Origin of the sequence: Streptomyces clavifer (assembly GCF_036345975.1) — a bacterium.
Lineage (GTDB): Bacteria > Actinomycetota > Actinomycetes > Streptomycetales > Streptomycetaceae > Streptomyces > Streptomyces clavifer.
On record NZ_CP107793.1, the window covers coordinates 2,993,587 to 3,006,777 of the forward strand.

A 13,191-nucleotide genomic window follows, 5' to 3' on the forward strand; every position below is an offset into this window, starting at 1 on the left:
TCAGTTCCGGTTTATTTCGAAAGCCGACGGAGATGCTGCAACCACCGCCGCACGGAGCCCCGTCGCGGCACCGGTGGCGGCAGGCCCTGCCGCTCCCACCGCACGTGCCGCTTCGGCGAGCGAAGCCCCCGTCGTCAGCAGGTCGTCCACGAGCACCACCGGGCCCTCGTCGAGCAACCACCGGGCGCCGGACGCCACCACCAGCGCACCGGCCAGGTTGACCTGCCGCTCCCGTGCCCCCAGCCCTGACTGATCGGCCACCGGCCGCCGCTGCCGCAGCACCGGGAGCACCCTGGCCGGGACCCCCCGCCGCCGCAGTTCGGCCGCGGCGGCGAGCGCGATCCTGCGGGCGGGGTCGTGGCCGCGCGCGGCCGTCGCACGCCGCGCCGACGGCACGGGCACCAGCAGCAGCGGCCCCGCACCACCCCATGGCCCCGTCCCGGCCCCCACGGCGCCCGCCAGCGCCCCTCCGAGGGCTCCGGCAAGCCCCAATGCCCCTCGCTCCTTGTGGGCCAGCAGCATCGCGCGTACCGCGTTTCCGTACGGCGCTGCGGCATGCACTGCGGGCAGCCCGGCCGGCTCGGGCGTGGGTCTCACCCGTCGAGGCACCCCGGTCAGTGCGGCGGCACACTCCTCGCACAACTCCGTACGCGGCCTGCCGCAGCCACCGCAGGCCGCGGGCAGGACCAGCCCGCCGATCTCACGCCACCATCCCCGCACGGCCTCACTGTGCCCGGACCCCGACCGCCGGGCCACCCCTGTGGAAAACCTCCGCGCCCAGCGCCGGCCCGGACCTCCGGGGGCCTGCCGTCAGCCCGCAGTGCCCCTGCGGGCCCTGCGGGGTCCCGCCGTCACCCGGCTCATCCGGGGTAGACCAGCGACGAGCCCTCCTTGAGGACCGTCTGCCAGTTGTCGCCGGGCGACAGCTTCACTATTCCGTCACTCTCCGTGTCCGCCATCAGCGGAAGCTGCTCGTCGTCCGCCGCCGCGACCGCGGTCACCTGGTTGACACCGGGCAGGACTCCCGAGGGCGACGTGTACCCGTCCGCCTGGACGTAGCGCACCTGCTGCACACCGCCCTCCTCCTTGCCGACGACCACGAGACGGCTGCGGCCGGACCAGGAGACAGCGGTCACGTCGGCGAGCTGGGGCGCGGCCTGGCGCAGGTCCTCCACGGAGACCGTCCCGGTCTCCCCCGACCCGTGGCGCTCGACCCGGCCGACCTTCAGCGTCGTGTGCCCGTCCTCCGAGACCCTCAGAGCGATGCGCACCCCGTCGGCCGACATCCGCAGCGCCTCGATCCGCCCACCGTCCAGGTCCGGCACCGCGACCTCCTGGGGTTCACCCTCGCCGTCCACCAGACGCAGCAGCCTGGGACCGGAAGGATCACGGTCGGCGACCCAGAGATCTCCCCGGCCGTCCCAGCTCGGCGCCGAGAGCCGGTCGGCGGCCTTCGTGGCGCCGCTGGTCACCGCGGGCGCACCCAGCTCGCTCTCCGAGGCCAGGGAGGACACGTAGAGGTGCTGCTGACTCACCGAGACGGCCGCGGCCCGGAGTTCGTCCCGGGCCACGCCGACAGCACTCATGGCCACCGCCCCCGTACCGAACGGGCCGATCACCGGTTCCGGGTCGCCGCTGCCCTTGCTGGGGCCGGGGATCCGCTGCACACGGCCCTTGTCGTCGACGAAGTACTGGCTGTCCGGGGCGTCGGAGCCGCCGTCGGGGGCGAACTCCTCGGCCTCGTCCGCCCTGAGCGAGCACAGCGGACCCTGGCCGCCCTGCAGCTCCACCTGGCCCACGCGGGCGGACGTCAGGTCCCGCAGGGTGTAGAGCACCTGGGCCGCCATCATGCGGCAGGCGCCCGGCCCGACCTTGTCGGCCTTCTTGTTGAGGGGCACCTTCAGGACGTTCTGGTCGTCCGGAGCCAGCGACGTGACGCCGCTCTTCAGGGCCGTACCGGCGGGGAAACGGGAGTCGACCACCGGCCGCAACCAGTTCGACGGCCCCTTCAGAAGCGTTCGGACCGTCTGTGTGGACGTGTCCATCCTCGTGACGGGATCCGTCCGGTTCCGCACGTAGACGGGGTCCGCGACCATCGCCGGCGCGCTGTCCGGCCGCCCCGCGGCGAAGTAGTACTTGTTCACGGACCGGTAGAGCCGCTTGAAGTCGGACTGCCCGAGCACCAGGCCGTCCGGCACGATGTCGATGCGCCACTCCTGCTTGCCGTCCGCCCCCTTCACCTTCACGAGGTGCAGCAACTGGGAGTACTCCGTCGGCGCGAGCGGCCGGTAGGAACTCTCGGCGTCCACCGCCGCGACCTGTTCACCCGTCAGGACGTACGTGGTCTCCGTCGTCCCGCGCTCCTTGTCGTGGAACGTGGGTCCGTTGCGGTTGGGTGCCTTCGCGAGCACCGTGGTGCCCTCGCTCGGCTTCCAGGTGCGGGCCGCTTCCACGGTCAGGTACTTGCGGGTCGTCCCGAAAGCGGGGTCGTCACTCGTCATCGACTCCAGGAAGCCGTCGACGACCTCGAGGGGCGCGGCGCCCTCCCTCGGCGGTACGGCGTACACCTGCACCTGGGAATCACCCGGCTGCGAGGCGTCCACCGCCTTGACGTCCCCGGTGACCGGCATGGCCCCGCACCCGGCGAGGACCACCATGGCGCAGCCGAGCGGCGCGGACAGCCGCACCGCCCGTCCGCGGCCCCGGCGGCGGTCAGTCTCCACGTGTCGTATCCCCCTGCTCCGAAACCTGCGTATCCGGTCCGACGTCCCCGCCCGGCCGTTCTCCGGCCGGACGCGACACCACTCGGGCACCGTTGCCCGGCAGGGCGGCCGGGTGGACGGACGCCGGGGCCGTGCGCGACGTACCACCCGCCGGTGCGGGCAGCTGCGAACGTGCCGTCGACCCCGTCGGGCCCGGTACCGACAGCAGCCGGTGGTCGGCGCCCGCCGGCACCGACCCGGCACGCTCACGGTTCTCCCGGTTGCGCCGCGAATCCTCCGGCTCCAGGGGTATCGGCGAACCGCGCAGCGGCTCGTCCGCCGTACGCGGAAGGGTCAGCCGGAACTGGGAGCCGCCACCGGGCTCGCCCCAGGCCTGCAGCCAGCCGCCGTGCAGCCGGGCGTCCTCGACGGCGATCGACAGCCCCAGCCCGGTGCCGCCGGTGGTGCGGGCGCGTGCCGGGTCGGCGCGCCAGAAGCGGTTGAAGACCCGGGTCGCCTCGCCGGGCTTGAGTCCGACACCGTAGTCCCGGACGGCCACGGCCACCGCCCCCTGGGCGACGCCCAGCCGGACGACGACGTCCCGGCCCTCGCCGTGCTCGACGGCGTTGACGACCAGGTTGCGCAGGACCCGTTCGACACGGCGCGCATCGGCCTCCGCGATCACGGGCTGTTCGTCGCCGACGACCCGGATCCGGCTGCCCTTGTGCTTCGCCAGCGGCTCCGCACCGCCGATCACCCTCCGCACGACCATGCGCAGGTCTATCGGCTCGGCCTCCAGCGCCGCGGCACCCGCGTCGAACCTGCTGATCTCCAGCAGGTCGGACAGGAGCGACTCGAAGCGGTCGAGCTGGTCGCCGAGAAGCTCTGCGGAGCGCGCGGTCACCGGGTCGAAGTCGACGCGCGCCTCGTGGATGACGTCGGCGGCCATCCGCACGGTCGTCAGCGGTGTGCGCAACTCGTGGCTCACGTCGGAGACGAAGCGGCGCTGCATCCGTGAGAGCTCTTCCAGCTGCTGGATCTTCAGCTGCAGATTCTGGGCCATCTTGTTGAAGGCCTCACCGAGGCGGGCGATGTCGTCCTCGCCGGTGACCTTCATCCGCTCCTGGAGCCGGCCCGCGGAGAGCCGCTCGGCGATCCCCGCCGCCATGCGTACGGGGGTGACGACCTGGCGCACCACGAACCAGGCGATGGCCCCGAGCAGCACCACCACGAAGAGACCGGCCGTGGCCAGCGTCGTCGTGACCAGGGTCAGCGACTTCTCCTCCTGGGTGAGCGGGAAGAGGTAGTAGAGCTCGTACGGATTGTGGTCGATGTCGTAGAGCCGCTTGCCCACGACGAGCCCGGGCTGCGGATCCTTCCCGTACGAGTAACGGATCAGGGAGTACGTCTGGAAGGCCCCGGGGCCCTTGTCCACCGCATCGCGCAGGCTCTGCGGGATGGAGGACGCCTCCACCCGGCCGGAACCACGGGGCGCACGGCTGGTGGCACCCTGATCGACGGAGTCGGCGCTGAGCGCCACCACGTTGAAGGCGTTCGCACCGCCACTGGCGAGCTGGTCGACGAGCTCCGTACGCCAGGAGGTGTTCGCCGTCATGCCGTCGGCGCCCTCCTCGCCCTGGTCACCAGGGGTCAGCGGTGCGTTCGCGTTGACCTGCGCGGCCGCGAAACCGCCGGCCGCCTGCGTCTGCGCGGCCTTGCCCTTCGCGTCGAGCAGCCCGTTCCGGACCTGCCCGATCACGACGAAGCCCAGCAGCAGCACCACGGCGATCGACATCAGCAGGGTGCCCGCGACGACCCGCAGCTGCAGATTGCGCCGCCACAGCCGCACGGCGGGCAGCAGCGGACGCCTGGTCCACCGCATCAGCAACCGCAGGAGGGGACCACCGGGCGTCCGGCCGTGGAACCACCGGACGCCCTTCGGGACCCCGCCGAACCGGGTGAACCTTCCCGCCCTGCCGGCAGCCCGCTCCGTACGGACTCCCGGCCCCCCGGGTTTCGGAGCAGCGCTGCCCAGGGTCATGTCAGCTCGGTCCGGCCTTGTAACCGACACCGCGAACGGTGACGACGATCTCCGGCCGCTCCGGGTCCTTCTCGACCTTGGAGCGAAGCCGCTGGACATGCACGTTCACCAGGCGGGTGTCGGCGGCGTGGCGGTAGCCCCACACCTGCTCCAGCAGCACCTCACGGGTGAAGACCTGCCACGGCTTGCGGGCCAGAGCGACCAGCAGGTCGAATTCCAGCGGGGTCAGGGCGATGGACTGCCCCTCCCGCTTCACCGAGTGACCGGCCACGTCGATGGCCAGGTCCCCGATCGCCAACTGCTCCGGCGCCGGCTCCTCGGACCTCCGCAAACGTGCCCTGATCCGGGCAACCAACTCCTTCGGTTTGAACGGCTTGACGATGTAGTCGTCGGCCCCGGACTCCAGGCCCACCACCACATCGACGGTGTCGCTCTTGGCAGTGAGCATGACGATCGGCACACCGGACTCGGCCCTGATCAGCCGGCAGACCTCGATGCCGTCCCTTCCGGGCAGCATGAGGTCCAGCAGCACCAGGTCCGGCTTGGCCTCACGAAATGCAGCCAGTGCCTTGTCGCCGTCCGCTACGAACGACGGTTCGAAACCTTCTCCCCGCAGCACAATGCCGAGCATCTCGGCCAGTGCGGTGTCGTCGTCGACGACAAGGACGCGTCCCTTCATAAACGACATCATCCCATTAGCTAATCGTTACCTGCGATGACCTGGCACACAGCTCTGCCAGTCCGACCCCCGTGACCGGGGAAATGACACCCTCCTCCGTGACGATCGCCGTGACCAGTTCGGGCGGCGTGATGTCGAATGCGGGGTTGTAGGCCTTGGCTCCCACGGGAGCCGCGGCCGGCCGGAACCCGCCACTTCCAGCCGAAATGATCTGCGGAGATGTGATCTCCGTCACTTCTAGGGCGGAGCGCTGTTCGACAACGATGGATGCACCGTCCACGGTGTCCAGATCGATCGTCGTGGTCGGTGCCACGACGACGAACGGCACATGGTGGTACTTCGCGAGCACCGCCAACGGATAGCTCCCCACCTTGTTGGCCACCGAGCCGTCCGCGGCAATGCGGTCCGCCCCGATGAGTACGGCATCCACCTCCCCCGCGGCAAACAGCGAACCCGCCGCGTTGTCCGTGAGCAAGCTGTACGGCAGCCCGTGACGCGCCGCCTCGTACGCCGTCAGCCGGGCACCCTGCAGCAGTGGACGGGTCTCGTCCACCCACAGCCGCCCCAGCCTGCCCTCCCGGTGCGCGCCCAGAGCCACCGCGAAGGCGGTGCCTTCGCCGCCCGACACGAGCGCCCCGGTGTTGCAGTGGGTCAGCAGCCGGTGCGCACTCCCGGGCAACAGCTCCGCCAGAAGTCGCAGACCGTACTGCGCCATGCGCCCACTGGCCTCCGCGTCCTCCCGGTGCAGGGCCCGCGCCTCGGCCAGCGCCACCGCGGAGGCCGCCCCGGGGCCGGCCCCCTGCCCGACGGCCGCCCCATGGGCCCGCGCCACACGCCGCGCCCCGTACCCGAGGTTCACCGCGGTGGGCCGCGCCTGCCCCAGCAGCTCCGCAGCCCTCGCCACGTCGTCGCCGCGGGCAGCGGCCAGAGCCACTCCGTACCCGCCGGCGATGCCCAGCAGGGGCGCGCCGCGCACCGCCAGCGACTGGATCGCCCGAACCAGCGCGGGCACATCGGCACAGACCAACTCGACCTCTTCCGAGGGCAGCCGCGTCTGGTCGAGGAGCACCACCGCGGGACCTTCCGGTAGCTCGTCCCAGCGGAGTACGGAGAGGGCCGGGGGTTCGGAGCCCACCTGCGATTGCGCGTCCTGATCAACCATCTGCCCAGTCTGCCCGCTGCGGCGCCCGTACATGAAGGCGAGAAGGAGGTAGAGGGCCCGGCCCGCACCGGACCGTCGCGTGGCACGATGGCTGGCAACCTGCCGCCCCGATGAGCGGACAGGACCGTGAAGGAGCGACAATGAACGACTCGCCGGGCTGGGCCACGCCCGGATCTGCCCCCTCCGACGGCCAGGAGACAGGCATCCCCAGGCCCTCCCCGCCCGTCGACGGAAGCGGCCCCACCGGTCAATGGTCCCCCGCTCAGCCCCCTCCAGGGCAGTGGTCCCCACCGAGCGCTCCCGGTAACGGTCCCGGTGCACCCCCGCCCGCCCCCGGCTGGGGCGGCATGCCCCAGGGCCCCGGCTGGGGCCGGCCGCCGATGGCGGCGAAGCCCGGGGTCATCCCGCTCCGCCCGCTGGGCGTCGGCGAGATCCTCGACGGAGCCGTGTCCACGATGCGCGCCAACTGGCGCCCGGTGCTGGGCATCAGCCTCGCCGTCTCCGTGGTCACCGAGATCCTCGCCCTCCTCCTGCAGCGCTATCTCCTGCCGGATGCGACGTCGGTCGACGCGAACGCCGTCGGAGCCGAGGCCCTCCGCCAGGCCAGCGACTCGGCCCGGTCGGAACTGATCGCCACGGCGCCGGCCACGCTTCTCGCGATGATCGCCACGCTCATCACCACCTCGGTCCTCACCGTCGTGATCAGCCGGTCCGTGCTGGGCCGGACCGTGACGCTCTCCGAGGCGTGGGCCGAGGCCCGCCCCCGGCTCCTTCCGCTCCTCGGACTGACACTCCTGCTGAGCCTCATGAGCGTGGCCATCATGGCGGTGGCTCTGCTGCCCGGCTTCCTCCTGGGCGGCAACTCCGGGCTGGCACTGCTCTTCCTCGGCTTCATCGGCGCCTGCGCCGTCATCCTGTGGCTGATGATCCGCTTCACGCTCGCCGCTCCGGCGCTGATGCTGGAACGCCAGTCCGTCCTCACCTCGCTGCGCCGGTCCGCGAAACTCGTCAAGGGCAACTGGTGGCGAACGTTCGGCATCCTGGCACTCACGTACCTGCTGGTCCTCGTCGTGACCTTGATCATCGCCATTCCGTTCGGCATCATCGCCATCATGGCCGACAGCAACGGTCTGAACGAGTTCCTCAACAGCAGTTCGTCCGACTACGGCTGGCCGTTCCTCATCATCATGGGCATCGGCGAAGTGATCGTCTCGACGCTCACCTACCCCTTCACCGCGGGAGTGATGGCCCTCCTCTACGTGGACCAGCGCATCCGCCGCGAGGCACTCGACCTCGACCTCGCCAAGGCCGCGGGCGTGCCCGGCTACGACACCCCGCGGAGCTGATGCGGTGACGGGGGCGGGGGGCACCGCAGCGGCACGACGGCTCATCGGGGCGGACGAGGACATACCCGTGGACACCCCACGCCTCCCCGCCCGCGAAGCGGCGGAGAACGAACTGTCCGATCCGAAGTACCACGAACACGATCCGAACCTCCTCCAGCGTGGCCTCGACCGCTTCTGGGAATGGGTCGGCGACCTCTTCGACCGTGCCGCCGGGTCCGCGCCCGGCGGCCCGCTCGGGCTCGTCGTCCTCGCCCTCGTCGTCCTCGGTCTGGCAGCCGCCCTCTGGTGGCGGCTCGGCACACCACGGCGCACCGAGCGAACGGCGGAGGCCCTCTTCGGTGCCGTCACCCGCAGCGCTGCGGCGCACCGCGCCGCAGCCGAGGCCCACGCGGACGCCCACCGCTGGACCGAAGCCGTCCAGGAACGCATGCGGGCCGTCGTACGCTCCCTCGAGGACCGAGCGGTGCTCGACCCGCGCCCGGGCCGCACCGCCGACGAGGCAGCCGCGGAAGCCGGCCGGCTCATGCCCACGCACGCCACCGGCCTCCGCACCGCCGCCCGCACCTTCGACGACGTCACATACGGCGGCCGCACCGCCGACGAGGCGGCGTACCTGAGCCTGCGCACGCTGGACCTGGACCTCGAAGCCGCCAAGCCCCTGCTGACGGCAGTGCCGATCCGAGGGGCCGCCGGATGACCGGGACCACGACCGCCCCGACCGGCCCTCCCACCACCTCTGTTTCCCGCACCCCACGGCAGATCTGGCGGCGCGTCCAAGGGCTGCTGCTCGCCGTCCTCGTCCTGGTCGTCGCCGGTATCACGCTGGCCGCCGTCAACTCCGACGGCGGGCACGGCCGCCTCGATCCGCGCTCCACCGACCCCTACGGCAGCCGTGCCGTCGCCGAGCTCCTCAAGGACCGCGGCGTCTCCGTGGACGTCGTGACCACTCTCTACGACGCCACCGGCGCGGCCGGACCGGACACCACCCTTCTCGTCGCCGGCCCCAACGTCCTCACCCCCTACCAGCGGCTGCGCCTCCGTGAGGCCACCGACGGCTCCACCGGCCGCACGGTCCTCCTCGCCCCCGGGGCGTCGGCGGTCGACCTGCTGGCTCCGACGGCGAACGCGGCCCGATCCGTCCCGGTGGCCGCGCGCCCCGCCGTCTGCGACCTTCCCGCCGCACGCAGTGCGGGAACAGCTGACATGGGCGGCATCCGCTACAGCACGGACGTACGCGAAGCGACCTCCTGCTACCCCCACGACGGTCTCCCCTCCCTCCTCGTGCTCCCCGGACACGGAACCGGCGACACCGTCCTGCTCGGCTCCCCCGACATCCTGTACAACGACCGTCTCGACCAGCAGGGAAATGCCTCTCTCGCCCTGCAACTCCTCGGCTCCCGCCCGCATCTCGTCTGGTACCTCCCCTCGCTCACCGATCCCTCCGCCACCGAAGGCGGCCCGGCCGGAGAAGACGGGGACGACAGCAGTGACGAAGGTGTCGAAGGCGAGAGCGGCTTCATCGGCCTCATCCCCTCCGGCTGGCTCTGGGGCACCCTTCAACTGGCCCTCGCCGCCGTCCTCGCCGCCATCTGGCGCGCGCGCCGTCTGGGCCCCCTGGTCACCGAACGCCTGCCCGTGGCCATCCGCGCCTCCGAATCCACCGAGGGCCGAGCACGCCTCTACCGCAAGGCGAACGCCCGCGACCGCGCCGCAGCCACGTTGCGCTCCGCCACACGTGTCCGCATCGCTCCGCTTCTCGGGGTGTCCCCCCGTGACGCGGAGTCCCCAGAGGTCCTCCTCCCCGCCCTCTCCGCGCGCCTCACCACCCCTGCCGGCGACCTCACCGCCCTGCTCTTCGGCCGGGCTCCGGCCGATGACGCCGCGCTCGTACGTCTGACCACCCAACTCGACGCCCTCGAAAGAGAGGTACGCACTTCATGAGCGCCCCGACCCCGGAGCCCGCCGAGGCTGCCGTGACCGCAGGGACCCAGACGGCCCCCGCGTTCTCCGACAGTTCTCGTGCGTCGCTGGAAGCTTTGCGTTCCGAGATCGCCAAGGCCGTGGTCGGCCAGGACCCGGCTGTCACCGGCCTCGTCGTCGCGCTGCTCTGCCGGGGCCATGTCCTGCTCGAAGGCGTCCCAGGAGTTGCCAAGACCCTTCTGGTCCGCGCTCTTGCGGCCTCACTCGAACTGGACACCAAGCGCGTCCAGTTCACCCCGGACCTGATGCCGAGCGATGTCACCGGCTCGCTCGTCTACGACGCCCGCACCGCCGAGTTCTCCTTCCAGCCCGGACCGGTCTTCACCAACCTCCTGATCGCCGACGAGATCAACCGCACCCCTCCCAAGACACAGTCCTCACTGCTGGAAGCGATGGAGGAACGCCAGGTCACCGTTGACGGGTCCCCCCGTGCGCTGCCCGACCCCTTCCTTGTCGCAGCCACCCAGAACCCGGTCGAGTACGAAGGCACCTACCCGCTGCCCGAGGCCCAGTTGGACCGCTTCCTCCTCAAGCTGACGGTGCCCCTGCCGACACGGGAGGACGAGATCAACGTCCTCACACGCCACGCGGACGGATTCAATCCGCGTGACCTCAAGGCGGCGGGCATACGCCCCGTGGCCGGGCCGGCCGATCTCGAAGCCGCACGCGCCGCCGTCGCCAAGACCTCGGTCTCCCCCGAGATCGCCGCCTACGTCGTCGATATCTGCCGTGCCACGCGCGAATCCCCCTCGCTCACCCTCGGCGCCTCCCCCCGAGGAGCCACCGCACTGCTCTCCACCGCACGCGCCTGGGCCTGGCTCACCGGCCGGGACTACGTCACCCCGGACGATGTGAAGGCCCTCGCGCTTCCCACGCTCCGGCATCGCATCCAACTGCGGCCGGAAGCCGAGATGGAGGGAGTCACCCCCGACTCCGTCATCACGGCTGTGCTCGCCCACGTGCCCGTCCCCCGATGAGGCGGTGACCATGGCCCTCACCGGACGAACTGCGCTGCTGGCCGCTCTGGGGTCACTCCCCGTAGGCATCCTGGTACCTGGTTGGATCGGGATGCTCGCGGTGAATGTCCCCCTCACACTGGCAATTCTGTGCGACTACGCCCTGGCAGCGCCAGTGCGTACGCTGCAGTTCACCCGATCCGGTGACACATCCGTTCGACTCGGAGAAACGGCAGCGGTGCAACTCACCGTGACCAACCCTTCGGGTCGTCCCCTCCGCGCACACGTGCGTGATGCCTGGCCCCCCAGCAGCTGGACCACGGATGCCGAACGGGCAGCGGCCCGGCACGCGTGCACCGTGCCCGCCGGCGAACGCCGCCGCCTCACCACCCTCGTCCGTCCCGCCCGGCGGGGGGACCGCCGGGCGGAGCGTGTCACCGTCCGCTCCTTCGGGCCGCTGGGGCTCGCGGCCCGTCAGGGCAACCACCATGTGCCCTGGGTGGTCCGGGTGCTGCCCCCGTTCACCAGCCGCAAGCATCTGCCCTCGCGGCTGGCCAGACTCCGCGAACTCGACGGCCGCACCAGTGTGCTGACACGCGGCGAAGGCACCGAGTTCGACAGCCTGCGTGCCTACGTACCGGGGGACGACACCCGTTCCATCGACTGGCGGGCCACCGCGCGCCAGTCAACCGTTGCCGTACGCACCTGGCGTCCCGAGCGTGACCGCCACATCCTCCTCGTCCTCGACACGGGACGCACTTCGGCCGGCCGGGTGGGCGATGTGCCCCGCCTCGACGCGGCCATGGACGCGGCCCTGCTGCTCACCGCTCTCGCCACGCGTGCGGGCGATCGTGTGAACCTCCTCGCCTACGACCGAAAGATCCGGACCCAGGTGCGGGGCAGGGCCGCCGGAGGCGATGTCCTGTCGACGGTCGTCGGTGCCCTGGCACCGCTGGAACCGGAGCTCGTGGAGACCGACGCACGCGGTCTCAGCAAGGCGGCTCTGGCGAGCGCTCCCCACCGCTCCCTGATCGTGCTGTTCACAGGCCTGGACGCCGCTCCCATCGAGGAAGGGCTGCTCCCGGTGCTCCCCCAGCTCACGAAGCGCCACACGGTGCTGGTGGCCGCGGTAGCGGATCCTCACGTCGAGACGATGACGCACGCGCGGGGCAGTGTGGACGCGGTGTATGACGCCGCGGCCGGCACACAGACGCAGGCTAAGCGCCGCGGTACGGCGGACCAGCTACGCCGTCATGGCGTCGTGGTCGTCGACGCGGCTCCGGCCGACCTCGCACCTGCCGTAGCCGACGCCTACCTCGCGTTGAAAGCGGCTGGCCGGCTCTAGGCCCGTGCCCAGGACCGTCCGTCCACCCGCAGCACCCGCTCGTCCCCCATCGGTAGATCCCTCCTCGACGCCTCAATGTCTCAGTGCCTCGATCACGTTGACAGACGCCCTCGATGCATCAGCACGAGGGCCGACGAAGTCGGGCGGGGTGGGCTGGACCCCGATGAGGTCCACCCTTCAGTTCTGCGGACGAGAGGTCAAGGAGCCCTTCGCGCTCGCCTCTCCCTGGGGTGAGGGGCCCACGAGTGCCTGGCCCTCTCCGCGAGCGGAGGCAGGGATCGTGGGTCAGGTCGAGTCTTCGATGGCACCTCGTGCCCGCAGCGCCTTCCCTCACGGTCCGGGTCGGGGGACCTCGGACTGCAGCGGGCGCGCGCGTCTCACCCGGACCGGGTTTCACGGCCGCGGTGACCCGGATGTCCGCGTCGACGCGGCCGCTCACGAAAGAGCAAGCCGTGGCGTCGTATCTGTCACGCAGGGCAGCCGGGCGTTTCGGTGCCGCACCGGCAGTCCCACCGGTCGTGCGGCAGCACCTTCCCCGGTCGCCCTGGCCGAGAGCTGGAAACGACGATGCGAGGTGCCGAGCCAGGTGCATGCCGTGCCGTGACAGTTCATGAGCCTGCGGCAAAAAGCGGGCCGCGGCATCCCTCGCGTCGTATCGGAAGCCGTCCCCATCTGCTCCGAAGAACGAGCTTCAGCAGATGGCCCCTGCGCCTCGATGATCAGCGTGATCACGCCTCTCGGAGCCGGCTGATCCGAGCCGGGCATCCATCGAAAACGGCTCCGGAACGCAGAAAAGCCCCGTGCCACAAGGGCACGGGGCTTTCCCGGAATAATTGTTCGGCGGCGTCCTACTCTCCCACAGGGTCCCCCCTGCAGTACCATCGGCGCTGAAAGGCTTAGCTTCCGGGTTCGGAATGTAACCGGGCGTTTCCCTAACGCAATGACCACCGAAACACTATGAAATTAACCAACACCGGATG

Annotated in this window: 10 protein-coding genes and 1 rRNA gene; 5 read left to right on the forward strand and 6 right to left on the reverse strand. The window is 71.1% G+C overall.

Features of this window, described 5'->3' with window-relative positions; all coding sequences use genetic code 11:
• The 5 genes from OG927_RS12850 to mtnA all read right to left on the reverse strand — a co-directional run bounded on the left by OG927_RS12850 (window position 1) and on the right by mtnA (window position 6,584).
• Window positions 1–720, reverse strand: a complete 720-nt coding sequence (locus OG927_RS12850) for a ComF family protein (RefSeq protein ID WP_330320183.1) — start codon at window positions 718–720, stop codon at window positions 1–3.
• 140 nt (window positions 721–860) lie between these two features.
• Window positions 861–2,687 carry an LpqB family beta-propeller domain-containing protein gene (locus tag OG927_RS12855; RefSeq protein ID WP_056798725.1) on the reverse strand — a complete coding sequence of 609 codons (1,827 nt, stop codon included), beginning with the start codon at window positions 2,685–2,687 and terminating at the stop codon, window positions 861–863.
• Between the two features lie 25 nt (window positions 2,688–2,712).
• Window positions 2,713–4,743, reverse strand: a complete 2,031-nt coding sequence (mtrB, locus tag OG927_RS12860; protein WP_056798728.1) for an MtrAB system histidine kinase MtrB — start codon at window positions 4,741–4,743, stop codon at window positions 2,713–2,715.
• Window position 4,744: 1 nt separating this feature from the next.
• Window positions 4,745–5,434, reverse strand: a complete 690-nt coding sequence (mtrA, locus tag OG927_RS12865; protein ID WP_199862826.1) for a two-component system response regulator MtrA — start codon at window positions 5,432–5,434, stop codon at window positions 4,745–4,747.
• Between the two features lie 4 nt (window positions 5,435–5,438).
• Window positions 5,439–6,584, reverse strand: a complete 1,146-nt coding sequence (gene mtnA, locus OG927_RS12870) for an S-methyl-5-thioribose-1-phosphate isomerase (protein WP_330320184.1) — start codon at window positions 6,582–6,584, stop codon at window positions 5,439–5,441.
• 140 nt (window positions 6,585–6,724) lie between these two features.
• On the opposite strand from mtnA, the gene OG927_RS12875 reads away from it, so the two are divergent.
• From OG927_RS12875 to OG927_RS12895, 5 genes are read left to right on the forward strand one after another with little or no spacing between them, the layout of a single operon-like run.
• On the forward strand, window positions 6,725–7,930 hold the full coding sequence (locus OG927_RS12875) for a DUF7544 domain-containing protein (protein WP_056798733.1): 1,206 nt from the start codon (window positions 6,725–6,727) through the stop codon (window positions 7,928–7,930).
• 4 nt (window positions 7,931–7,934) lie between these two features.
• Window positions 7,935–8,627: a DUF4129 domain-containing protein gene (locus OG927_RS12880; protein ID WP_124282148.1), complete on the forward strand. Its 693-nt coding sequence runs from the start codon at window positions 7,935–7,937 to the stop codon at window positions 8,625–8,627.
• Complete coding sequence (locus OG927_RS12885) at window positions 8,624–9,871, forward strand: DUF4350 domain-containing protein (RefSeq protein ID WP_330320185.1); 1,248 nt, start codon at window positions 8,624–8,626, stop codon at window positions 9,869–9,871. Before OG927_RS12880 ends, OG927_RS12885 begins: the two co-directional genes overlap by 4 nt.
• On the forward strand, window positions 9,868–10,887 hold the full coding sequence (locus OG927_RS12890) for an AAA family ATPase (RefSeq protein WP_056798741.1): 1,020 nt from the start codon (window positions 9,868–9,870) through the stop codon (window positions 10,885–10,887). The genes OG927_RS12885 and OG927_RS12890 overlap by 4 nt, the downstream gene beginning before the upstream one ends.
• A 10-nt stretch (window positions 10,888–10,897) precedes the next feature.
• Complete coding sequence (locus tag OG927_RS12895) at window positions 10,898–12,211, forward strand: DUF58 domain-containing protein (protein ID WP_330320186.1); 1,314 nt, start codon at window positions 10,898–10,900, stop codon at window positions 12,209–12,211.
• Between the two features lie 835 nt (window positions 12,212–13,046).
• Here OG927_RS12895 and rrf read toward each other — a convergent pair.
• Window positions 13,047–13,163 (reverse strand): 5S ribosomal RNA (gene rrf, locus OG927_RS12900).
• Between the last annotated feature and the right edge of the window lie 28 nt (window positions 13,164–13,191).

What these genes read in the sequence shown, in the direction of transcription:
- mtrB (WP_056798728.1), bottom strand. Translation starts at nt 4,743, where the DNA reads ATGACCCTGGGCAGCGCTGCTCCGAAACCCGGGGGGCCGGGAGTCCGT.
- mtrA (WP_199862826.1), bottom strand. Translation starts at nt 5,434, where the DNA reads ATGATGTCGTTTATGAAGGGACGCGTCCTTGTCGTCGACGACGACACC.
- mtnA (WP_330320184.1), bottom strand. Translation starts at nt 6,584, where the DNA reads ATGGTTGATCAGGACGCGCAATCGCAGGTGGGCTCCGAACCCCCGGCC.
- OG927_RS12875 (WP_056798733.1), top strand. Translation starts at nt 6,725, where the DNA reads ATGAACGACTCGCCGGGCTGGGCCACGCCCGGATCTGCCCCCTCCGAC.
- OG927_RS12885 (WP_330320185.1), top strand. Translation starts at nt 8,624, where the DNA reads ATGACCGGGACCACGACCGCCCCGACCGGCCCTCCCACCACCTCTGTT.
- OG927_RS12890 (WP_056798741.1), top strand. Translation starts at nt 9,868, where the DNA reads ATGAGCGCCCCGACCCCGGAGCCCGCCGAGGCTGCCGTGACCGCAGGG.
- OG927_RS12895 (WP_330320186.1), top strand. Translation starts at nt 10,898, where the DNA reads ATGGCCCTCACCGGACGAACTGCGCTGCTGGCCGCTCTGGGGTCACTC.